Source organism: Herbidospora sp. NBRC 101105, from assembly GCF_030269205.1.
GTDB classification, from domain to species: domain Bacteria; phylum Actinomycetota; class Actinomycetes; order Streptosporangiales; family Streptosporangiaceae; genus Herbidospora; species Herbidospora solisilvae.
On sequence record NZ_BSSX01000002.1, the window covers coordinates 1,026,891 to 1,048,455 of the forward strand.

The 21,565-nt window shown below is 69.5% G+C and carries 23 protein-coding genes and 1 tRNA gene; 11 read left to right on the plus strand and 13 right to left on the minus strand.

Annotated features, from left to right (window positions below):
• Positions 1 to 337: 337 nt before the first annotated feature.
• Positions 338 to 1,375, minus strand: coding sequence for an aldo/keto reductase (locus QSK34_RS13510; RefSeq protein WP_285583786.1), 1,038 nt, complete (start codon positions 1,373 to 1,375; stop codon positions 338 to 340).
• A gap of 665 nt (positions 1,376 to 2,040) precedes the next feature.
• Here QSK34_RS13510 and QSK34_RS13515 point away from each other — a divergent pair.
• Positions 2,041 to 2,394, plus strand: a complete 354-nt coding sequence (locus tag QSK34_RS13515; RefSeq protein WP_161478746.1) for a hypothetical protein — start codon at positions 2,041 to 2,043, stop codon at positions 2,392 to 2,394.
• A gap of 217 nt (positions 2,395 to 2,611) precedes the next feature.
• Here QSK34_RS13515 and QSK34_RS13520 read toward each other — a convergent pair whose 3' ends face one another.
• Positions 2,612 to 4,030, minus strand: coding sequence for an SDR family NAD(P)-dependent oxidoreductase (locus tag QSK34_RS13520; protein WP_285583790.1), 1,419 nt, complete (start codon positions 4,028 to 4,030; stop codon positions 2,612 to 2,614).
• A 321-nt stretch (positions 4,031 to 4,351) separates the two neighbouring features.
• Here QSK34_RS13520 and QSK34_RS13525 point away from each other — a divergent pair, with 321 nt between their 5' ends.
• From QSK34_RS13525 to QSK34_RS13540, 4 genes are all read left to right on the plus strand, one after another.
• Positions 4,352 to 5,140: a hypothetical protein gene (locus tag QSK34_RS13525; protein WP_285583793.1), complete on the plus strand. Its 789-nt coding sequence runs from the start codon at positions 4,352 to 4,354 to the stop codon at positions 5,138 to 5,140.
• Between the two features lie 8 nt (positions 5,141 to 5,148).
• A complete protein-coding gene (locus tag QSK34_RS13530) occupies positions 5,149 to 6,312 on the plus strand; it encodes a sensor histidine kinase (RefSeq protein WP_285583795.1) in 1,164 nt (387 codons plus the stop codon).
• On the plus strand, positions 6,312 to 6,977 hold the full coding sequence (locus QSK34_RS13535; RefSeq protein WP_285583798.1) for a LuxR C-terminal-related transcriptional regulator: 666 nt from the start codon (positions 6,312 to 6,314) through the stop codon (positions 6,975 to 6,977). Before QSK34_RS13530 ends, QSK34_RS13535 begins: the two co-directional genes overlap by 1 nt.
• A gap of 143 nt (positions 6,978 to 7,120) precedes the next feature.
• Complete coding sequence (locus tag QSK34_RS13540; protein ID WP_285583800.1) at positions 7,121 to 8,089, plus strand: DUF1996 domain-containing protein; 969 nt, start codon at positions 7,121 to 7,123, stop codon at positions 8,087 to 8,089.
• 491 nt (positions 8,090 to 8,580) lie between these two features.
• On the opposite strand, the gene QSK34_RS13545 is transcribed toward QSK34_RS13540, so the two are convergent.
• A complete protein-coding gene (locus QSK34_RS13545; protein ID WP_353051384.1) occupies positions 8,581 to 9,102 on the minus strand; it encodes a DUF2199 domain-containing protein in 522 nt (173 codons plus the stop codon).
• On the opposite strand from QSK34_RS13545, the gene QSK34_RS13550 reads away from it, so the two are divergent.
• Positions 9,101 to 9,550 (plus strand): hypothetical protein, encoded by a 450-nt coding sequence (locus QSK34_RS13550; protein ID WP_285583802.1) that lies wholly within the window; start codon positions 9,101 to 9,103, stop codon positions 9,548 to 9,550. The genes QSK34_RS13545 and QSK34_RS13550 overlap by 2 nt on opposite strands.
• Positions 9,551 to 9,694: 144 nt before the next feature.
• On the plus strand, positions 9,695 to 9,922 hold the full coding sequence (locus tag QSK34_RS13555; protein WP_285583804.1) for a hypothetical protein: 228 nt from the start codon (positions 9,695 to 9,697) through the stop codon (positions 9,920 to 9,922).
• Positions 9,923 to 10,091: 169 nt separating this feature from the next.
• On the opposite strand, the gene QSK34_RS13560 is transcribed toward QSK34_RS13555, so the two are convergent.
• The gene (locus tag QSK34_RS13560; protein WP_285583806.1) at positions 10,092 to 10,520 is read right to left on the minus strand and encodes a hypothetical protein; all 429 of its coding nucleotides are present in this window, start codon (positions 10,518 to 10,520) and stop codon (positions 10,092 to 10,094) included.
• Between the two features lie 702 nt (positions 10,521 to 11,222).
• On the opposite strand from QSK34_RS13560, the gene QSK34_RS13565 reads away from it, so the two are divergent.
• Positions 11,223 to 11,981 carry a neutral zinc metallopeptidase gene (locus QSK34_RS13565; protein WP_157519378.1) on the plus strand — a complete coding sequence of 253 codons (759 nt, stop codon included), beginning with the start codon at positions 11,223 to 11,225 and terminating at the stop codon, positions 11,979 to 11,981.
• Positions 11,982 to 12,372: 391 nt separating this feature from the next.
• Here the strand turns inward: QSK34_RS13565 and QSK34_RS13570 are convergent.
• Positions 12,373 to 12,445: transfer RNA gene (locus QSK34_RS13570), tRNA-Ala, on the minus strand.
• Between the two features lie 379 nt (positions 12,446 to 12,824).
• Here QSK34_RS13570 and QSK34_RS13575 point away from each other — a divergent pair.
• Complete coding sequence (locus tag QSK34_RS13575) at positions 12,825 to 13,484, plus strand: slipin family protein (protein ID WP_285583811.1); 660 nt, start codon at positions 12,825 to 12,827, stop codon at positions 13,482 to 13,484.
• Here QSK34_RS13575 and QSK34_RS13580 read toward each other — a convergent pair.
• On the minus strand, positions 13,470 to 13,928 hold the full coding sequence (locus QSK34_RS13580; RefSeq protein ID WP_285583813.1) for a DnaJ family domain-containing protein: 459 nt from the start codon (positions 13,926 to 13,928) through the stop codon (positions 13,470 to 13,472). The genes QSK34_RS13575 and QSK34_RS13580 overlap by 15 nt on opposite strands.
• A complete protein-coding gene (locus QSK34_RS13585) occupies positions 13,925 to 14,707 on the minus strand; it encodes a MarR family winged helix-turn-helix transcriptional regulator (RefSeq protein ID WP_285583816.1) in 783 nt (260 codons plus the stop codon). Before QSK34_RS13585 ends, QSK34_RS13580 begins: the two co-directional genes overlap by 4 nt.
• Positions 14,708 to 14,769: 62 nt before the next feature.
• Here QSK34_RS13585 and QSK34_RS13590 point away from each other — a divergent pair, with 62 nt between their 5' ends.
• A complete protein-coding gene (locus tag QSK34_RS13590; RefSeq protein ID WP_285583818.1) occupies positions 14,770 to 15,381 on the plus strand; it encodes a hemerythrin domain-containing protein in 612 nt (203 codons plus the stop codon).
• Positions 15,378 to 16,241 (plus strand): RNA polymerase sigma factor SigJ, encoded by an 864-nt coding sequence (gene sigJ / locus QSK34_RS13595; RefSeq protein ID WP_285583821.1) that lies wholly within the window; start codon positions 15,378 to 15,380, stop codon positions 16,239 to 16,241. The genes QSK34_RS13590 and sigJ overlap by 4 nt, the downstream gene beginning before the upstream one ends.
• Positions 16,242 to 16,881: 640 nt before the next feature.
• Here sigJ and QSK34_RS13605 read toward each other — a convergent pair.
• From QSK34_RS13605 to QSK34_RS13630, 6 genes are all read right to left on the minus strand, one after another.
• On the minus strand, positions 16,882 to 17,604 hold the full coding sequence (locus QSK34_RS13605) for an alanyl-tRNA editing protein (protein WP_161478730.1): 723 nt from the start codon (positions 17,602 to 17,604) through the stop codon (positions 16,882 to 16,884).
• The gene (locus tag QSK34_RS13610; protein WP_285583825.1) at positions 17,495 to 18,913 is read right to left on the minus strand and encodes a CynX/NimT family MFS transporter; all 1,419 of its coding nucleotides are present in this window, start codon (positions 18,911 to 18,913) and stop codon (positions 17,495 to 17,497) included. Before QSK34_RS13610 ends, QSK34_RS13605 begins: the two co-directional genes overlap by 110 nt.
• 123 nt (positions 18,914 to 19,036) lie before the next feature.
• Positions 19,037 to 19,609, minus strand: coding sequence for an SRPBCC family protein (locus tag QSK34_RS13615; protein WP_285583830.1), 573 nt, complete (start codon positions 19,607 to 19,609; stop codon positions 19,037 to 19,039).
• A gap of 31 nt (positions 19,610 to 19,640) precedes the next feature.
• Complete coding sequence (locus tag QSK34_RS13620; RefSeq protein ID WP_285583835.1) at positions 19,641 to 20,033, minus strand: hypothetical protein; 393 nt, start codon at positions 20,031 to 20,033, stop codon at positions 19,641 to 19,643.
• A complete protein-coding gene (locus QSK34_RS13625) occupies positions 20,030 to 20,380 on the minus strand; it encodes a hypothetical protein (protein ID WP_285583856.1) in 351 nt (116 codons plus the stop codon). The genes QSK34_RS13620 and QSK34_RS13625 overlap by 4 nt, the downstream gene beginning before the upstream one ends.
• A gap of 71 nt (positions 20,381 to 20,451) precedes the next feature.
• A complete protein-coding gene (locus QSK34_RS13630; RefSeq protein WP_285583862.1) occupies positions 20,452 to 21,546 on the minus strand; it encodes a carboxylate-amine ligase in 1,095 nt (364 codons plus the stop codon).
• Between the last annotated feature and the right edge of the window lie 19 nt (positions 21,547 to 21,565).

Here is a 21,565-nt window from a genome sequence, read left to right on the forward strand (position 1 = left end):
CCTCGCTCACGGCCCGCACCCGGCACCGCTTCCGGCCGTCCCGGCACCCGCCAGGGCCGCCCGAAAGTCGCACCCCAGGGTAGACCGGCATCCGGCGTCACACCGACGCACTGACATGCCGCCACCGGGCGTCGGAGGCGGCGAGTGCCTCGGCCGCGTTCCGGGCGACCTCGACGGCGTCCCTGCGTGGCCGGCGTCCAGGACGGCCTCGGCGAGCGCGCGGCCCGGTCCGCGGGGCGCCGGTGACGTACGACGCCTCCTCGGACAGAAGGAAGGCGACGGCCTTCGCCACTTCGGCGGGGATGTGCTGGGCGATCCGCGAACTGGTCGGCGCAGGTCAGGGATTCCTCGTTTCCCCGAGGGTGTACCGGGCCCCGTACCGGCCGCCTTCCACCCGCGCCGGGTCGAAGATCGCGCCCAGGTAAGCGACGTCGTCGGCGCTCAGCCGGACCGACGTGGCCGCGAAGTTCTCGCGCACGTACGCCATGCGCTTGGCGCCGGGAATCGGGACGACGTCATGCGGCTGAGCCAGTAGCCAGGCGAGCGCGACCTGCCCGGCCGTGCCGTTCGTGCCCACGGCGAACTCCCGCAGCGCCTCGACCAGCCGCCGGTTGTGCTCGAAGTTGCCGCCCTGGAACTTGGGCAGTGTGGACCGGAAGTCGTCGGCGCCGAACGTGGCGTCGCGCCCGAATGCGCCGGTCAGCATGCCCCGCCCCAGGGGGCTGTAGGGCACGAACGTGACGCCGAGCCGCCGGCATTCGGGTAGCACCTCGGTCTCGACGCCACGTTCCCAGAGCGAGTACTCGCTCTGCAGCGCCGCGACGGGATGGACCGCATGGGCGCGCCGGAGGAGGTCCGGGGTGACTTCGCTGAGCCCGATCGCCCTGACCTTGCCCTCGGCGACGAGCCCGGCCATCGCCCCCACGGTGTCCTCGACGGGCACCTGCGGATCGAGCCGGTGGTAGTAGTACAGATCAATGTGATCGGTGCCGAGCCGCCGGAGACTCGCCTCGCAGGCGGCCTTGACATACTCCGGCCGCCCGTCGAAGAAGCTGTGACCGTCGGCACCCGGCCGCGCCGAGAACTTCGTCGCCACGACCACCCGGTCACGCCGTCCACGCAACGCCCGGCCGAGTAGTTCCTCGTTGTGTCCGAAACCGGCCACCGGACGCCCCGGCGCGGCACTGCCCGCCCCGTAGAAGTCGGATGTGTCGAGCAACTCCACCCCGAGTTCGACGGCCTCCCGGATCGTGGCCACCGACTCTTCCGGATCTGCTGCTCCGTAGAACTGCGACATCCCCATCAGTCCCAGCCCGACGGCCCGAACCGAGATCCCGGACCCGCCCAGCCGCACCCGTGCGACACCGACGTCCATGGTTGAACCGCCTTCCCAAATAAGAGGCCAGTGGACTCTTAACTCCCTTCAACTTATGAGGCCACTGGCCTCCTGTCCAGTTCGCGGCCGGTGAGGAGCGTCACTCCAAGGGAGTCCGGCGCGCCGATCAGCTCGACGGGAGGAGGGGGCACACGAACGCCACTCCACCGTCAGGTGGTTCACCGGTGTCACGCCCTTGTGGCTCCGACCTCTGCGGGACCGGGTCTCACGACAGCAGCACACCGGCGTCGTCTCCGGTCAGCCGCCGGCGGGCCCGCCGCAGAGCACTGCCGCTGGGACGCCGCGACCCGCGCCGGCACCTCGTTAGGTCGGCGCCCCAATGCCAGAAGTTGGGAACGCGAATACAGCGCTCCCCTTCTCCTTGATTAGACGGGCGAATGTCTCCACCGCGGGTGGCCGGATGACGCTACGGAGGGCGTCGGCAACCGCACCCATGCGGTGATCCATGGAGCATCAGCAGGTCACAGGCATGCCGTAGAGGGTCGCGAAGAGGGAACACGCACGCCTATATGACGAATGTAGGAAAAATATAGATCTCAACGGCAGGCTCGGCCGAGATCCGCAGCAATTCCGAAACCGGAAAGTCCGGAGCCGAAATCTGACCCCGTCAGAAATCACGGCGAACAATTCACAAGGAGATCCCGTTGAGAGCGGTAACCTCAGCCCTGGCCGCCGTCAGCGCCATCGGCGTGCTGGCGCTCGCCGCGCCCGCGTCCGCCCACGTGACGGTCGCCACCGTCTACGACAACCGGAACATCAAGGCCGGATCGGCCTCGGTCAACTCCATCCACACGGTGTTCTACGCCTGCGACATGCTGGCCGACAACGTGGGTGTCTACGGCCGCATGAGACTCTCCAACGGCCAGATCAAGGACGTCGCCGACGGGAACGGCAGTGCGGACGGGTGCGGCGTCGGGAACGCGCCCGCCGGCACGACGATCGTGGCGATCGAGGCCGTCTGGCGTGGGGGAAAGAGTTCCGGCTGGAAGAACACCTGACCAGCCCCCACGACGCCGGTCCGAACGAAGCGACACCGGGACGCGTAAGCGGCCAGGGGTAGCGCGAAAGGGCGAAGCCCTGTTTCGGGGGTCGTCCCCCATGTGCACAAGCGAGAACGGCCCGTGGCCGGCGCCCCTGAAGGGCAACGACCACGGGCTGTTCCGGGCGTTCGCACCCAATGGCCGCCTACTCGAACCACGTTCCGGGCCTATGGCCTCAGCCTGCCGGAAGTGGCCCTCGAAGCGGCTCGTCCGGTAGTGCCGTGCGGTCGGTAGCGGTGGTGGCGCCGAGGGCCTGAACGTCCGGCCCGGCCGAGCCCCCGTACGTGGCGATCTTGTATTCGACCGCCGTGAGGGAAAGGGTCAGCTCACGGATCCGGCGGCGGATGGTGTCGCGATGTTCGACCAGCACGTCGAGCCGCTCCGGCACCGTGTGCCCTCCGGCGTCGACGAGCGATATGTAGTGCCGCAGGTCCCGCATCGGCATACCGGACAGGCGCATCCGGGTGAGGAACACCAGGCGCCGAACCGCCGCGGCGTCGTAGACGCGGTGACCACCACCGTCACGGGCCACCTCGACCAGCCCGGCCCGCTCGTAATAGCGCAGCGTGTGGGGCGAGATGTCGAGGAGGTCGGCGACCTCGGCGATCGTCATCGCCTCGGGTAGATCACCCAGGTCGGCGAGCCGGTGAATCGCCTCGACCGACAGCGGACCGTCGTCTCCAAGCGCTTCGAGCGCCCTGGTCATCAGATCGTCGGTCGCCATGACCACGAGCCTAGATGGCCGTACCGATGCGGAGACACCCTCGAAATCGGCGCTGCGAGCGGTCTCGGCCCACCGCTCGACCTCGTCCAGGCCGCGCCGGTAGGCACACGAGACACGCTCGACCGCCTCGCGCCCGAGCGGCAGCCGCAGCGGCACCTCGTCACTGTGCACGAGAGACACGATGATCTCGGCCGCCCGCGCCGGGTCGCCTTCCTGGCGGCCGTCGGCCCCGGCCATGTCCGCACGGACGTCCGCGAGCAGGTCACGATAGGTCGCGGACGGCTCGGCGAACTCAAGCACGTCGCCCCCGTTGAAGCCAGTCCTGAACCGGCTGGGCTCGACGACCATCACCCGGATCCCGAACGGCGCGACCTCCCCGGCCAGAGCCTCGGACCAGCCTTCAAGGGCGAACTTCGACGCGGAGTACGCCGACACGCCGGGAAACGACGTCCGTCCACCCTGGCTGCTCATCTGCACGATCGTCCCGCTGCCCCGCTCACGCATCGCGGGCAGCGCCGCCCGCACGAGCGCGGCGGGCCCGAACAGGTGCAGATCCATCAACGCGCGCAACTGCGCGTCGCTGACCTCCTCGACCGCTCCGACCACGGCGCGCCCCGCGTTGTTGACCAGCACGTCGAGCCGACCGAAACGGTCGAGGGTGTCGCGCACGAGGCCCCCGGCAGCGGCGATGTCCCGGGCGTCGAACTTCGCGATCAGGCAGTTGCCCGGGTACTCGGCCGCCAGATCGGCCACACCCTCGGGCCTGCGCACCGCGGCCACCACATGGTCACCCGCCGCGAGCGCCGACTCCGCCAGCGCGCGTCCGAACCCACGGGACACGCCGGTGATGATCCAGGTCTGTGTCGTCATGGCGGGGACGCTATGTCTTCGAGCGCGCTCGAACACAAGCCGACGTGACCCCAATGATCGGGCTTGTCCCGCGCGACTGGCGGTCGATGCGAGGGCGTCCAGCTCGCCACCGCCTGAGTGGCAGAGCGATGCCGGCCTGGGCCGAAAGTCCCAGAAGCCGGGAGCGGGTGGGCCCAGTTTCCGGGACGGGCGCGCTCACCTGCCCAATCGGGACGGATGTCGGCACACGATGACCAGGTTGTGGCCGAAGATGTCTTACTCTGATTTGCGCAGCAAGGACGTGGATGTGACTCCTGGTGATGTCGGGGCAGGAGGTCGGCGATGAGCGCCGGTCGGCGGCCGATCAGCGGCCCTCCGCGCCGTCTCGGCCAGCGGACACGGTACGCCTTGCTCGTCACCGTGGTGATCTGTGTCGCCGTCGCCGTCCCACCCCTGTTGATTCCCCGGCAGGACGACCAGGCCGAGGCGTCCGGCGCGCGGGTAAGCCCGGCGTCCAGCCGGGTCCCGACCACCGCCCCCCCTGCACCGACACCCAACGGCGGCAGGAGCGCGGCCACCCCGCGTCCGAGCCCGACGCGTCCGACCGCCACGCCCGGACGCCCGCGCGTGCCCTCCTGCACCGCCTCGCGGGGTGCGGGGGTCGTGGAGGTCACGCCCGTCCCGGCCTGCTCGATCTACGCGTCGGCGCTCGGGACCGGATGGCAGGCGTCCGGAAGCGGGACGAACGTCGACCCCGGCCGTCCGGTGCCCGACGGTGAAGAGGCGGCCGTCAGGATCCAGCGACGGGTGAAGACCCGCGATCAGCCCGCCACCGTGACACTGCTGGCGGGCTCGCCCGTGCTGATCGGCGCGAACACGCGGCTGCGCCTGCGCGTCTACGGCGGCCGGCAGTACGGCACCATCCTCCGGTTGTCCGCCTCACCCTCGGCGGGACGGGCGGGCGCCACGACCGTGACGCTCCACGCGCCCCCGGAGCGCTGGACTTCCTTCGTGGTGCACGTGGGCACCCTGTCGCCCGGCCGCCTGCGCCGGATCGACCTCGCCATCGCCAGCGAGCAGCTCCCGCAGGCGTACGAGTTCTACCTCGACGACATCGCATTGGGGAGGTGAGATGCGGCGTGGATCCGCTGGTCGCGCCGGCCGCCATCTGCCGTGCGGTGATGCTGGGAAGGGCCGCGGTCGTGCTCACCTCCGCGGGGGCCGGGCTGCTGCTGGTGGCCGACCTCTGGCGGGTGGTGTCGGTGATCGCCGTGACCGTGCTCGCCACGGTCGCCGAGGTGACGGTGCTCACCCGGCATCCGGCCGTGGTCCGTCGCGCGCTGCCCGTCATCGGAGTGGACTGGCTGGCGGCCACGGGCATCCTGCTGCTGAGCAAGGGCGGCATGGCGTACTTCTGCTTCGCGGCCGGGTCCGCGGCGCTGGCCGGGGCGCTGCTCGGCATGCGCGCCCTGGGAATCTGGGCCGTCCAGGCCGCCTTCGGGTTCGCCGCCGCGGCCTGGGCTCTGCGGGCGGCGCCGTACTCGCCGGACGTCGCCGCGTTCGTCATGGCGTTTCCGATGCTCAGCGTGCTCGCGGGCATGGGCGGGGCGGTGGCCGCCTCCGCGCTGGTGCGCTACGTCGATCTGACGGTGGAGGTGACTGCCTCCGCGCAGCGGTCCGCGGCGGCCGACGAACGGGCCCGTCTCGCCCGCGAGCTGCACGACTCCGTCAGCAAGACCCTGCGCGGGGTGTCGTTCGCCGCCCTGGCGCTCCCGTCGTCCCTGCGCCGTCACCCCGCCCTGGCCGAACAGCTGGCCGAGACGGTCTCCCGGGGCGCCGAGGTGGCCGCGAGGGAGGCCAGGCAACTGCTGGAGGGGCTGCGCGGGGACGTACCGGACCGATCCTTCGAGGACACCGTCCACGGGGTCTCGCGAGCCTGGCAGCACGACGCGGGCGTCGCCACGCGGGTGACGGTGGCGTGCGCCGAGCCGGGGGTCGCCGTCCGGTACGAGATCGTCCGCGTTCTCCAGGAGGCGCTGACCAACGTGCAGCGGCATGCCTTCGCCTCCCACGTCACCATCCGCCTGATCCAGTCCGGTGACCTCCTGGAGCTGATCGTCGCCGACGACGGCATCGGCTTCGTCGTTCCCGAGGAGCTCGGACGGTTACAGTCGCAGGGACATTTCGGCCTTGTCGGCATGGCGGAACGGGCCCGGGCCGTCGGCGGCCACCTGCGGGTGAAGTCCTACCCCGGGGCGGGCACCGTGGTCACGGTCCGCGTGCCGCTCGATCCACTGGAGTGATGGACGTGATCGACGTACTGATCGTCGACGACAACCCGATCGTCCGCGCCGCCATGTCCGCGTTCCTGGTCGCCGACGACCGGATCCGGATGGTCGGCGAGGCGAGCAACGGGCACGAGGGGCTCGCGGCCGCACGCCGTCTGCGCCCCACGGTGACCTTGCTGGACCATCGCATGCCCATCGCCGACGGGCTCTCGGTCGTGAGCGAGATGGGCCTGTACACGAAGGTGCTGGCGCTGACCAGCGACTACACCGAAGACGTGATCGCCTCGATGCTGCGCGGCGGCGTGCGCGGCTATCTCGTGCACGGCCAGTTCGATCCGCCGGAGCTGCTGCGCGCCGTGCTGGCCGTCGCCGAGGGCCGGGGCTGGCTCTCACCGGTGGCCGCGTCGGTCGCGACCTCGCTCGTACGGGGGCAGGCCGAGCGTGACCAGGAGCAACGCGAACGGGCCGAGCGACGGCACACCGTGCAGACGAGATTCGGGATCACCAGGCGCGAGCGCGAGGTGCTCAATCTCCTGGCCCAAGGGCTGAGCAACGCGTCCATCGCCATCCGTCTGGGCCTGACGGAGAAGACCGTGAAGAACCACCTCAACAGCGTCTTCGGCAAGCTCAACGTGAGCAGCAGGACCGAGGCCGTCCTGGTCTGGACCGGGAGCGCCTGACCCGGGAATTGGGCCATGACGCTCAGCCCGTACGGGACTTTCTGCCTAAATCCGCAGGCGGCCGGGTGGCTAACGTTCGACCCGCCGCCGCGCGATTCGCATCCGCCGGCAGCGCCCAAGTGTTCCAGCGTGAAGGGAAATCGATGTCAGACCACACCCGGCGGCGCCGATGGAGCCGGGCAGCGGGGACGACTCTGCTCGCCGCGGGCCTGTTGCTGGCCGCACGCCCGTTCCTGATCCCGGCCTCGGCCGCCACCGCGAGCGCGCACGCCTCGCACCGGTCGGCCCCGGCGGCGGTGGCTTCGCCGTTCCCCACGGCGAAGCCGCTCCCGGTCCCGACGTTCTCCGGGCCGCCGCCGTTCGCCCAGTACCGCGAGATCCACGCGAACTGCAAGGTCACCCACCACCTGTCCGACGACCCGATCGTCTATCCGGGCCTACCGGGCGCGGCCCACAACCACACCTTCGCCGGGAATCCGACCACGAACGCCAAGTCGACCAGGGCCTCCCTGCTGGCAGGCGGGTCGAGCTGCCAGGACACCATGGACAAGTCCGCCTACTGGATCCCCACGCTGTACCAGAACGGCAAGGTGGTGGACCCGACGATCGTGACGACGTACTACAAGTCAGGCGTCAAGGACTACCGCACGGTCCAGCCCTTCCCCGCCGGTTTCCGGCTGATCGTGGGCGACATGCGCACGGCCTCCGCCGCGGACTTCCAGGGCACGTGGACCTGCGGCGGCGGCACCTTCACCACCTTCCCGAAGTCCTGCCCGTCGGGCAGTTCGCTGATCGTCCGCCTGAAGGCCCCGAGCTGCTGGAACGGCCGCGACCTGGACTCGTCCGACCACAAGAGCCACATGGCCTACCCGGTGAAGGGTCTCTGCCCGGCGGCGTTCCCGGTCCCGCTGCCGATGCTGGAGATCAAGGTCCCCTACAAGCTTCCCGGGGGGAAGACCGACGGCCTCGCCTACTCCTCCGGCGCGAGCTACTCCTTCCACTACGACTTCATGGAGGCGTGGGCGGGTAACCGGCAGGCCGAGCTGGTGAAACACTGCATCAACGGCGGGCGACAGTGCAACGGTTACGGAATCGACCAGCACAAGCCCTGACGAAAACCGCGGCGCCCCCGCGCTCGATTTCTTCGGAACGGCGTATCCCATCGGGGGTACGCCGTTCGCGCGCAGGGACCGCCGGCGAGAAGTCCAGGTCTGCGCGAAGTGGCTCCCGTTTGGCTCCCCCGTGACCTCACGGGTCGGCCTCGAAAGGCAGGTGACCCAAACATGCCAGCCGCCAAAAGCGCCCCGGCCACCTGCGGGAAAACATGAAAGCCGATCCCGGGAGCCCGAAGGGCGGATCATCCGGTTTCTGGCCCGGTTTGAATCCATGATTCGAGCGAAGCGAGGCCAGTCCAGGGAGCACGAGGGGGCGAAGCCCTCTCGTATGCGAAATGGCCCGTGACAGCCGTCCCCAAGGGGTGACAACCACGAGCCATCCATTCCAGCAGTGGAGCGAGCGCCCACTTACTCGAACATCACTGTCCGTCCGGGAATCGCGAGCAGGCTTTCCCCTTCAGCTCTCCCCGGTCCCGCAGAGGACGTCGTCATCCGGCGGATCCGTCGGAGTGAAGCAGGACCTCGGCGATCTGCCGCACCCGAGCGAGGCTGATTCCCGCACGCTGCTCCATCGCCAAAGGGTGATCAGTCGGCTCCAGTTCGATGAACGGTCGCTGCCCGAGGGGACGCGTGTGCAGGTTGGTCTTGAGGTTGATCGTCGACCGCGAATAGATCGGCAGTTCGGTGGAGAGCCACCCGAAATACGGCGGTTCGCTCTCCCTGCCCGGGGTCTCCCAGAGTTCGCCGATCCGCGCGAAGTTCTCCGGGCTGAGCGACACCCACACTCCCCATGCGAAGACGTCGTCCACGCCGATGACCGGGATCTCGATCACGCCCCGGAGGAAGAACGCCTGCCCATGGATCACGCATGCATCAGACGCCAGCTCACTATCCGGATCGGCTTCCATCTCCGGCCTCCAGTGGGCAGGCGCCTCCGCCGCGTAAGCCAGCGGAGGGCCACCATGCGTCGCTCCGCACATTGAGCAAGTGAACTCCAGGACACTCGACATGCCGGAAGGCTACCGCCCAGGCAAATCACCGCTCTTCACGGCTGCCCATCCGCTCAATCCGAGCTGCCGGCGTTCGGGCACCAGATCGCCTACGTGGCAACCGCAGGAGGAACGGACGTCCCCGATCGCGAAAGCCAAGCACGGAAAGAACATGCGCGAGAACAGCGGCGGTCCCGTAACGGGTAGCGGCTGCGCTACCAAGGGCCTCGTAATCGAGGTTCGGCAGGGGCAATACCATCCTGCAATGGCCAATGAACGTCATTACGGCGGAGAGAGCTCCGCCTTCATCACGGCGCTGGTGGCTCTGCAACGCGCTCAGGGCGTGCCGCTCGACCAGGCGTACCAGTTCGCCGAAGCCACCTATCGGGAGACGACGTCCAGGAAAGGCAGGAACTCCTTCGGCAACGACGAGCTACTGGAATTCTTGAGGTTGTTCGAACAGCGCTGAGCCCTACGAAGTCAGCGCCCGGACCGCCGTAGGGTGTGCAGCTCGCACGGACAGATGTCACAGGTCAGAGCTACTTGTGCGGAGATGCGCGGCCCTCACGTGGGGGTGCCGCGCTCCTCCTGCGGGCCGCGCGATCTACCTCAGATGAGGGAATGTCGCACGGCCGGGCGCCGCATCGACCTGCTCACGAAGCGCGGTTGGACCTGCGCCGTCGTCTTCCTGGAATTGAACGGCAAGACCCTCATCGGTACCGATCCCGCCGAGGAATTGGTCCTCGCCGTCACCGCCGGCAGACTTGGCGATGTGACCGTGATCGCCAAGAACCTTCGGGAACTGAGAGCGGAAGAGGCCGGGGACCAAGCGGACTCCTGAGAAGCCGTGCATGATCACCTTGGGCTCGCGACGCAAGGGGTGCTTGATCAACCGGGGATCACCTCGCGCAGCGGAGAGGCATGGACCCCAAGGCCGTACTCGTAATGCAAACCGGCGTCTGCGATGAGCCGTGCAGCATGGGGCAGAACCGGCCTGGAGCCGATCTTGCTCACCGCCATCCGCCGAATGATCCGGTTGAGGCGGCCGGATCACCGAGCGACGGCAAAGCAGCGGCCCAGGCGAAGGCCCGCTTCTCCGTATTGTGATTGGTATGGGTCGATCGCAACTCGTGCGGTCCGTACAGCCCGCCGTAGTCGAGTTGCACAATGCCCCGGCCTTCGTACACGTAGTGGAAGGTCGTATCACCAGGATGCCGGTCGACCCGCCTGGCCACGGGATCCGGCCCTGATCCCACGACGAACAGGGCCAGGTGCCGCGCTGGTCGACTGTCAGGAACGTCCAGAGGGTCGTGAAACTCCCGCAACTCCCGGCCAGGCTCCGAGGCTCTTTCGAAAACGCGAAACAAGCCAATGTCGAAAACGACCTCGATGACCGCGGCCCAATCGTCTTCAGCAGCGTAAAAGTCGAGGTTCGGCACGGTCTCATCATCTCGGCGGGTACGTCATCTCCGCCAGTCGCCACCCCTGCTGATCGGCATCGGTCGGCAGCGTCGCGTCATGCGACGAGGCGCTTTGAGCGACGCCCGCGCACGTCAGTCCAAATAGCCGCCGAAAAGATCACCGCAATTGCCGATCCGCCGGGCAACAACCCCGAGTTTCGCAACGTTTGCGGCGCCCTCGACCAGCTCAGCCCCCTTCCCCTGACCGGTCCCGAGTCATCGCCAAGCCCAAGCGCCCCTGAGCGCAGCGAGCTCGACCCGAGCGAAGCGAGGCCAGTCCCGGGAGCGCAAGGGGCGGATCCTCCGGGAAAGTCGAGAACGAGCGAAGCGGGACGGAGCCCCTCGTAGAGGAGCGGCAGGACCCCTGGGCGAATGCGACGCAGGGCCGCGAAGTGTGCAGGGGCAGCGTGGTCGCAGCCCTCTGGCGCCCGGGGGGTGGTGAGGTCGCCCCCGCAAACGGGAAGTGGCTTGCAGCACGTGGTTCAGAAGGGTCGACAACCATCAGCCGTCCCATAACCTGTGGAGCCAAAAGACCAGGTAGATGGTTTGCGCCGAGTATTCGACGTGCCGACGGAGAGAATTCCGCACACCAGTGGGCCGATCATCCATCCCTCCACATCCGTGAAAACAACCTCCCCGCAATCTCGTGATCGGGACGTTTGATCGCTAAGATCCGCCGATATGACCTTGATCCTTAATGCCGCGATAGCCGTCTCGCTAGTGGCATCGGTGCCGTCCGGTCCAGAGGCACTCACCAAGAATCCGATCTACAAAGCCGGTGCACTGCCCGTGGTCACCTGCACCGAAGACGCCTACATGGGCGATTTCGGCACCACGCAACGTCTGGCCGAGAACGCGATGACCTGCCTCGAACGGGCCTGGCGGCCACTGCTCGCCAAGGCGAAGATCCCCTTCAAGCGCGCCAAGCTCATCGTCAAGGACGGCGACCGCGTCAAGGCATGTGGGGTTTCCGGAAAAACGTACGCGACGACTGGTGTGTATTGCCGAAAGACCAAGACGATCCATATCTGGTCCCCGGTGAGGTCACGGAGAAACGAGCTCAACCGGCCGACCCTCCTACTGAGCGTTGCGCGCGCCTACGCCTACCACATCCAGGAACTCACCGGCATACTTCCCGCCACCCAGAAAGCTTTTGAAAAGGCACCAAAGCGCGACAAGCAGGCCGTGGGTCTCCGAATGGAAATGCAGACCACATGTTTCGCGGCCGCCTTCCTCGGCAGCGTCTGGGACTCTCTCGGCTACACCGCCGAAGGCCGCGACCCAGACTACGTTCTGTGGGTGCTGGCCAACATGCATCATGCGCTGGGCTTGAACAAGGGCAAGCAGGACAACGCCGAATACTGGGCGAAACGGGCGTTCAGCACTCGCTCCGCCGCAGCATGCAACACGTTCTCGGCCCCGGTGAAGCGAGTCAGCTAGCGCGAATATCGACACTCGCCATCCCGAGCCGACGACCCTGCCCTGTCCCATTTCGAGGGTGGCCGGATCATATGAAAGTCGCCAGCAAGGAGAGCTTTCAGTCCTGAGGGACGCAGCCAGAAGGCATCGGCTTCTTGACCGACTTGGTGTGAGACCAGCACAGAGCGAAGCGAGGCCTGTCCAGGGAGCGCGAGGGGCGGAGCCCTTCGCAAGGAGCGAGAGCGACCCGGAGCGAAGCGACGCAGGGCCGCAGAGCGGCCAAGGGGAGCGCGAGGGGGCGAAGCCCTCTCGTATCGGGGGGTTCGGGGGGTCGTCCCCCCGTATGCACAAACGAGAGAGGCCCGTGGCAGCTGCCCCGAAGGGGCAACAACCACGGGCCGTCCCGAGCGAGTGGAGCTATGGGGATTCGAACCCCAGACCCCTTCCATGCCATGGAAGTGCGCTACCAGCTGCGCTATAGCCCCGCCGCACTCGTTGGCGCCTGAGTGCTGTGCCAGCATAGCGGATTCCGGAACGAGGGGTGAACGCGAGCGCGTCCCCCGAAATCCCTTCGCATACCCGACATCCCACCCCCTACCGTTGATCGTGGTGCCGGCAGGTCAGGGGCGCCCCGGGTATCGCCGGGTCGCGTTCCCCGCATCGCGTCGCACCTCCTTCTCTGGCAGGTCGTCAAGACCTTGGGTTCGATTCCCTGCGACGACCTCCGGCGGGTCGTGTTCGATGCGGTCGCCTGGGCTCTGCGGGCTCCCGTCCTGGACGGGGACGCCCCCGCCCGTGGCTCCGTGACGCCCCGCCGGAGGCCGTCCTCACGATGAGGCGTCTCGAAAAGGGGGGAGCGGACAGATGGCGAAGATCACGGTGATGGAGTGGCAGCGCGTGCTGGCCTTCCACGACGGGCGGTTCGAGCGGCTCCTGGGGCCGGGCCGTCACCGCTACAACCCCCGCCGGACGACCCACGTCACGGTCGACGTCAGGCCGCAGCTCCTGCAGGTCCCCGGCCAGGAGGTCCTGACGCGGGACGGCGTCTCGGTCCGGGTTTCGGCCACGGCGTCGTGGCTGGTGAGCGACCCGGTGGCGTTCACGAACGGGGTGGCGAAGCCGGTTCCGGTGCTCTACGCGGCGCTGCAGGAAGGCCTGCGGGCGAAGATAGGCCAGGTGGAGCTGGAGTCGCTGATCGCCGATCGGGCGACGCTCGATCTCGACGCGGTACGCGCCGAGGTCGCCCCCCTCGGCATCGAGGTCACCGACTTCCGGATGCGGGACCTGATGCTGCCGGGTGAGCTGCGGCGGGCGGCGATGGACGCGGTCGTGGCGCGGGAGCGCGGCAAGGCGGTGCTGGAGGAGGCCCGTGCGGAGGCGGCGGCGCTGCGTTCGCTGGCGAACACGGCCCGGCTGCTCGAAGAGCACCCGGCGCTGCTGCAGCTCCGGACGCTGCAGGTGGCGGCGGAGCGGTCGACCACGCTGGTCATCGACCCCCGCGTGCAGCGGTCAGCGGCCGAGTAGGCGGCGCCACCGGGAACGTGGCGGGGGCGGCGGCGCGGAAGGCGGCGCGGGCGGGTGGGCGGCCCGCCAGGCGGCGATGACTTCCTCCTCGTCGATGAGGGGGACGACGACGGGCGGTCCGGCCATGGGGTGGCGTACCGCGTCTCTGATGCGGTCGTTCATCTCGGCGACCAGGGTGCGGGCCTGGTCTTCGGACCGGGCCGCCGCGGCGGCCTCCCTGACCTTCTCGGCCTCGCGGCGCAGGCCCAGGCCGCCGGGCAGCGGGAACTCCAGGCCTTCCTCATCGAGCTTGCGTTTGATCCAGCCCATCTCGTCGTCGCGGCGGCGGGGCAGCGGTTTGCCCGTGCCGGGCAGGTCGTCGAACTCGCCGCGCTCGGTCGCCTCGCGGATCTGGCGGTCGATCCAGGTCTCGAAATTCATCCCGACGGGCTTGCGGTCGGTCACACCAGCCTCCGGAGCAGTTCCCTGAACTCCTCGCCCTCGGCGGGGCCCCCGAGGGCGGCGATCACCTCTCCTTGCAGCGTATCCGCCGACGCCTGGGCCGTTTCGAGCCGCTCCATGCCGAGCGGGGTGAGTTCGAGGGCGTATCGCCGCCGGTCGAGGGGGTCCTGCCCGCGGGCCACGAGGCCGGCTTCGGCGAGTTCGTCGACGACCTGGGCGGCGGCGGCCTCGGTGTAGCCCATCGCCTCGGCCAGGCGCTGCTGCGGGCAGGGGCCGAGCCGCCCGATGGTCATGAGGGGGCCGACGAAGCGCATCTTCATCCCGGTGTGGGCGAGCAGGGCGTCGCCCCGGCGCCGCAGTTCGAAGTGGGCCCGGGAGATCAGGTGTTCGGTGCTGCCGGCCGAGCCGGCGAGCCGGCCGAGCAGTTCGGTGAAGCGCTCGCGTTCGGCGGGGGTGAGGGCGGCAGTGAGCTCGCCGTCGCGAGCGGCCATGGTGGCGCGCAGCCCTTCGAGCGTCTCGCGGCCCTTGGGGGTGACCGAGATCACGTGGGAGCGCCGGTTGGCGGGGTTCACCGTCCGGACGACGAGGCCCTCGTCCGACAGCCGGTCGATCAGCTTCACCATGATCGTCCGGTTGATGCCGAGGCGTTCGGCCAGCTCCTGCTGCGACCCGGCGGCCTGGTCGGCGAGCGTGTCGAGGATCACGTGGTCGCGAGGGCCCGAGCCGTCGGACGCGAGGCGGGCGTACAGGCTCCGCAGCAGATAACCGATGTACTCCCGCACCTCGACAGCATAAGACACTTAAATCGTTGACGGTTAAGCATGTTGATAATAAAGTCCGCGACATGAGCATCGACATGACGATGATGTACGCCCTCCACGACGCCCTCAGACGCGAGCTCGACCGCGTCGCCCGCCTCACCGAGACCCCCGACGGCCTGCTCAAGGCCACCGTGACCTGGGAACTGTTCACCACCTACCTGCACGTCCACCACACGTCCGAGGACGACACCCTGTGGCCCGCCCTGCGCAAGGTGGTCCCCGAGACCGACCTGGCCCTCCTCGACGCCATGGAGGCCGAACACTCGGTCATCGACCCCGCCCTGGCCGCCGTCGAGTCGAGCGGCCCCGGCGACCTGGCCGAGAACGTGGCCGTCCTGCGCGACCGGCTCACCGCCCACCTGCGGCACGAGGAGCACGAGACCCTGCCGCTGATCGCCGCCACCCTCCCCGAGGAGGAGTGGGCCCGCTTCGGCGCGCTCCACCGCCGGCGGGTGGGCGACGACACCGCCCGGTACCTGCCCTGGCTGCTCGACTCCGCCGCCGACGACCTCGCCGACCGCGTCCTGAACTCCCTGCCCGGCCCGATCAGGACGGCCTACCGCGACGACTGGCTTCCGGGATACCGCACGATTCGTGTCACATCCGGCCCGGCTGATACGTCTACGGGGTCATGACTTTCACTGAGCACCGGAAGGTCCTGCTCGGGGTCGCCTATCGCATCCTGGGCAGCGTCACCGACGCCGAAGACGTCGTCCAGGAGGCCTGGCTGCGCTGGTCGCAGGTCCCCGAGGGTCACGCCGACGACGAGCGCGCCTATCTCGTCCGGGTCACCACGAACCTGGCCGTCGACCGGCTGCGGCACGTCAAGACCCGCCGCGAGGCCTACGTCGGCCCGTGGCTGCCCGAGCTCGTCAGCACCCCCGACGTCGCCGAGGAGGCGGAGCTGGCCGACACGGTCGAGCTGGCGCTCCTGGTCGTCCTGGAGACGCTCTCGCCGCTGGAGAGGGCGGTCTTCGTCCTCAGGGAGGCCTTCGGCTACAGCCACGCCGAGATCGGCGCCGTCCTGGGCCGCGACGAGGCGGCGGTCCGGCAGCTCGCCAAACGTGCCCGCGAGCACGTCAGGGAGCGGCGGCCCCGCTACGACGTCGACCGGGGCGAGCGCCGCGAGATCACCGAGAGGTTCGTCAGCGCCGCCGCCGGGGGCGACCTCGACGGGCTGACCGCCCTGCTGGCCAGAGACGTCACGCTGGTCGGCGACGGCGGCGGCAAGGCCAAGGCGCCGCGGAACATCCTCGCCGGGGCCGCGAACGTGGCCAGGTTCCTGATCGCCATCGCCTCCGAGCGCGGCGTCAGCCGTTTCCTCGATGGCGTGCCCGCCGAGCTCAGCCTCGAGATCGCCGACGTGAACGGGGGCCCGGCGGTCGTCGTCCACGCCGACGGGCGGACGGCGGCGGTCTTCTCGCTGCTCGTCGCCGACGGGATGGTCCAGACGGTCTACGTCATCGCCAACCCGGAGAAGATGTCACATCTGTGAGGTCGTGCCCGTCCACGGGTGCACGACGGGGCCGGGAGGCTCCCGTACACGAGAGCTTCGAGAGCTGGGGCCACCGGCTCGACCTGGGCCTCAGGCGGGACCCCGCCGACGTCTTCCTGATCTCCGATCTCGACGAGGGCGGTTTTTGGAACGGTACTCCTCCCCCACCCCACTCTCGCGCCCGAGAACGAGAGCCTCGTTCAGCTCCAGCCGCCCCTGCGTCCGGGTGAGGGCAGGGCGGCGGGCCTCGCCCGTCTGGAGCGGCTCGCCGACCCGGTCTCCCCCGCTGGCGCGACCGCGTCACCTGGCGCAGGGACGCCCTCGCGACAAGCCGCACCGGCGCCCTTGACCTGCCGGGATTCACCTGGCGGGACCGTCCGGCCATCCACCGGAGAGAGGGCGTCCGGCTCGCCGGAGACAGCGTCGCGGCCCCCGGTCTGCTGGGCGAGGTGGCGGTCAACAGCGGCCTCGAAGCGGCCCGCCGGACGGTCGAGTCGATTGGCAAAACGCGCCAGATGACGTAAAGGATGGGGGCAGATTGGCCCGATCCACCTCCCATGGCCTAGGCTTAATGCGTGGTCGCCCGAGGCGAGGTCAGGTCGCCTCGGGCGGCCACCCTTATTTCCCGCCCGAAAACCCGCTAAGAGCGGGCGACCCGGGTCGTCATCGCCAGTTCGTCGCCGTCGAGGGCGAACTCCACCGCGACCGCGTTGAGCTCCCCCGTGCTGGTCAGATGGGTGCCCCCGCAGGGGATCGACGCCTCCGCCCCCGGCAGGAGGCAGCGCCACGTCCGGCGGGCGGTGAGGTCTTCGTCGGGGCAGTCGACCCAGACGGGCGCGTCGGCCGCGATCCACTCCTTGAGGCGCTCGCCCACCTGCTCGGTCAGCGCGGGGAGGTCCAGCCCGGCGGGGTCGAAGCCCTTGCGCCGCAGCGACTTGCCCAGCCGGTAGACGTCGCGGCTGCCGTGGTTGAGGATCCGCGACGACGTGATCGCGAGCTGGTCGAAGTCGGGGTGGCCGAGGCTGTCGGCGCGGGCCTCCTTGCGCCAGAGCGGCGCCAGCGCCTCGTTGAGCGCCAGCGCCGTCAGATGGCAGGCGGTGTGGCCGGCCGACAGGCCGTGCCGGCGGTCGGGGTCGACCCACAACTCGACCTGGCCCTCGATGGGCTCCTCCATGATGTGGACGACCAGCCAGTGCCACCCCTCGGCGCCCCGCTTCACGGGGATCTCGTCGCCGATGTAGAGGGTCTGGCCGTCAGTCGCACCGGTCTGGCAGTCGACCACCCGGGCCCCGGCGAGCAGACCGGTGTCGGCCGGCTGGTCGGGCCAGGCGTGGTCGAGTGGGTGGAAGGGGGTCCGGGCCACGATCACTCCGTGGCCGCCCCCCAGCGGCACCCGCGCGACCACTTCCGACGACCCGGTCAGCCCGCCCTTGGGATAGGTGACCTGGGTCGATGCGCGAAGGTCCATGACTGTCATTATCGGGCACGGCGTCCAGGACCCGATCGCCGCCCACGTACCATCCGGTGACCGCCTGGGCGGCGACCACCACGAAGAGCAGGGCGAAGGGCAGCGTCCAGCCGCCGGAGAGCTGGTAGAGCACGCCGACCACGAGCGGCCCGGCCCCGGCGAAGAGATAGCCGGCGCTCTGCCCGAACGCCGACAACGCGGCGGTGGCCTCGGCGGTCCGGGTGCGCAGCCCCAGCAGCGCCAGGGCCAGCGGGAACGATCCCATGGCCAGCGACAGCACCAGCGTCCACACCACGATGGCCTGGCCGGTCAGCAGCCCGGCGAAGCCGATCACGTAGATCGCGACGAACCCGAGGATCAGCGGCCGCTGGTCGCGCATCCGGGTCGCCAGGGCGGGCACCACGAGCGAGACCGGGATGCCGACCGCAGCGAAGATCGCCATGACCGTTCCGGTCTGCTCGCCGGTGAACCCGTGGTCCAGCAGGAACTGCGGGAACCAGCCGAAGATGACGTACGCGATCAGGCTCTGCGACCCGAAGTAGCCGGCCATGGCCCAGGCGAGCCGGTTGCGAAGCAGGTCCCCCGGCCTGATCCCGGCGGCCGTCCCGCGCTCGGGCTCGGTGCGCAGCAGCGCGAGCCACGGGATGACCGCCACGGCCGCCAGCGCCGCCCACACCCCGAGGGCGACGTGCCAGTTCCCGTCGGCGGCCTTCTGGATCGGCACGGTCGCGGCGGCCGAGATCATCGTGCCGAACGCGAGCCCGACCGAGTACAACGTGGTCAGCGGCCCCGGCCGGGCCGGGAAGTGCCGCTTGATCAGCGTCGGGATCAGCACGTTGCCGATCGCGCCCCCCGCGAGCGCGACGGCGCTGGCCAGCAGGAACACCGCGACGTCGTCGACCATCGACCGGATCAGCAGGCCCACGCCGGTGAGCACCAGCGCGGCCACCAGCAGCCGGTGCTCCCCGGCCCTTCGGGACAGGGCCGGGGTCACCGCGCCGAAGGCGGCGAAACACAGGACCGGCAGCGTGGTGAGCACCCCCGCGGTCACCGCCGACATGCCGAGAGAGTCTCTGATCTGGTCGAGCACCGGGCCCACGCTGCTGACCGCGGTACGCAGGTTCAGCGCGGCGAGCACGATCCCCACGGCCACCAGCCAGGCGATCGATCCGGTACGACTTCGGCGGGCGGCGATCGCTGCCATGCCTAACTCAATCCCCCACTCATCGAATCATCCTATGATTCGACAAAGTTTAGGACCCTTTTGTCCAGTTAGGCAAACTGGTTGTAATAAAAGTGGGCGGCCCCACAGGGCCGCCCACGGGGATCAGGCGATCGGCGGGGTCAGCGGCGGGCCCTCGTCGTAGCGGGGGTTGCCGTGGGGCCGGGGCGTCGCGCCGGGCGCGGGCAGGGACGTGTCGCCCGGCAGGGTGCCGCCGGGCTCGTGCCGGTCGCCGACGTCGCCGCGCCAGCCGCCGGTCTCGCCGCCGCGCGACTCGATGAACTCCTTGAACCGGTTGAGGTCGCCGTTGACCCGCAGGCGGACGATCTGCAGCGCGTCGCCCATGGTCTCGGTGAACCCCTCGGGGTCGTACTCCATCCGCAGGGTGACCCGGCAGGCCGCCGCCCCGAGGGTCTCGAAGGTCACCGTGCCGGACTGGCGGGGACGCTCCAGCGACCGCCACTCGATCCGGTGGTCGGGGGTCTGCTCGGTGATCTCGGCCTCGAACTCGCGCCGGACGCCGGCGATCTCGACGACCCAGTGCGTCCGCCGGTCGTCGAGCTGCTTGACCGACTCCACGCCTTCCATGAATTCGGGGAAGGACTCGAACTGGGTCCACTGGTTGTAGGCGGTCCGGACCGGCACATCCACGTCTACGGTGTTCTCGATCGTGCTCACTAGCCGTTCCTCCTGGATTGTCGGGGAACGGTCACACCTGCCCGAGTCTGCGCGTTCTGAACAACCAGACGAGACCGATCACGGGCAGCACCAGCGGGATGAACAGATAGCCGCTGCCGAAGCCCGACCACACGGTCGCGTGCGGGAACGCCTGGGAGTCGACGATCGACAGCGTCCCGACGACCAGCACCCCGGCCAGCTCGATCAGGCAGGCGGCCAGGGCCAGCCGCCCGTTCCCCCTGGCCAGCGCCACGGTGAGCACGATGTAGACGAGCGCCGCGAACGCCGACAACGAGTAGGCCAGCGGCGCCTCGGAGAACTTCGTGGCGATCTGCACCCCGGCGCGCGCCGAGGCCGCCAGCGCGAACACCCCGTAGACCGCGACGAGCACCCGGCCAGGACCGGTGTTCACCCGCGTCGTCACGGCATGTCCCACAACTGCAGCAGCCGCCCGGTCATGACCCCGACCGTGAAGGCGGCCACGGCGATCACCGCGGGCCCCCACCGGGTGCGTTCGGCCTTCCCCCACCACACCGCCGCGGGCGGGATGACGATCGTGCCGATGAGGTAGCCGACGAAGGTGGCCTGCTCGGTCACCTGACCGGCCTTCGGGAAGGCGATCACGGCCTGCACGACGAGAGCGAGCTCGACCAGGACCAGCCCGGCCAGGACGAGCACCCCCATGGGCCGGTTCCGGATCGCCGTGACCAGGGAGACGACGGCCAGCAGCAGGGCCGCGCCGATCACCCATCCGGAATAGGCGGAGAACATGCCCAGCAGGGTACCGGTGGCCTGTGCCGGTCCGTGCGGCCGGCAGGATCGCCGGCCGCACCAGGATCTGGTCAGCCCTCGGCGGTCTCCCGCAGCAGCAGATCGACCACGTCGGTGGCCTGCCCGTTCCTTCGGTACGCCGCCCGCTGCCGCGCCGCCGACCCGCCGAGTCGCACCGCCTCCAGGGCCAGCGCCGAGACCGTCTCCCAGTCGCCGAGCGCCTCCAGGGTCGGGCGCAGCTCCTCCAGCAACGTCTCCAGCAGCAGCCCGGCCGGGCTCGGTTTCCCGGTGAGCGGCGAGATGAGGTCGCCGCCCAGCCCGGAGCGGGCCGCCCGCCAGGTCGCCGCCCGCAGGAGCGCGGGCCGCTGCTCGAACCGGGGCGGGGCCCCGGCCTCGACGGCGTCGGTCTCCCGGACGACCAGGGCCCGGAACAGCCCGGCCAGCAGGACCATGTCGTCGACCCGGGGAACCGAGTCGCAGACCCGCAGCTCCATCGTCGGCACGTGCGCCGACAACCGGATGTCGAAGTAGACCATGCCCGGGTCGTCGATGACCCCGGAGGTGACCAGGTCGGCGACGGCCTGGTCGTATTCGGCCGCCGACCGGAACGGCCCGAGCGGCCCGGCGGTCGGCCAGCGCTGCCAGGCCATGGCCCGGCTGCTGGCATAGCCGCTGTCGGTCTCGAACCAGTAGGGCGAACTCGCCGAGACGGCCAGCAGGACGGGCAGCCATGACTGCACCCGCTGTGCCACCAGCACGGCCAGGTCGCGGTCGGTGATCTCCACGTGGACCTGGCCGCCGCAGATGAACTGCTCGCGGGCGATGAACTGGTAGCTGTCGAGCAGGTATTCGTAGCGTTCGTCGGCGGTGAGCGCGAACCCGCCGGTGCCGTGCAGGGGCGCGGTGCCGGAACCGAGGATGCCCAGGCCGTGGGGTTCGGCGCTGGCGATCAGGCGACGGCGCAGGTCGACCAGGTCGGCGCGGAGGGCGGCCAGGTCGGGGGTCGGGGTGCTGTTGGTCTCGACGACGGCCTGCTGGAGCTCTGCCGAGAAACTCTTGTCGGGGAGGCCGTCGAGGACGACATGGGCCTGTGGGGTCAGCCGGCGGCTGACGAGGTCGACGACGTGGAATTCCTCTTCCACGCCCAGCGCCACCAAGCGAGTCATAAGACGTGATCTACCCATC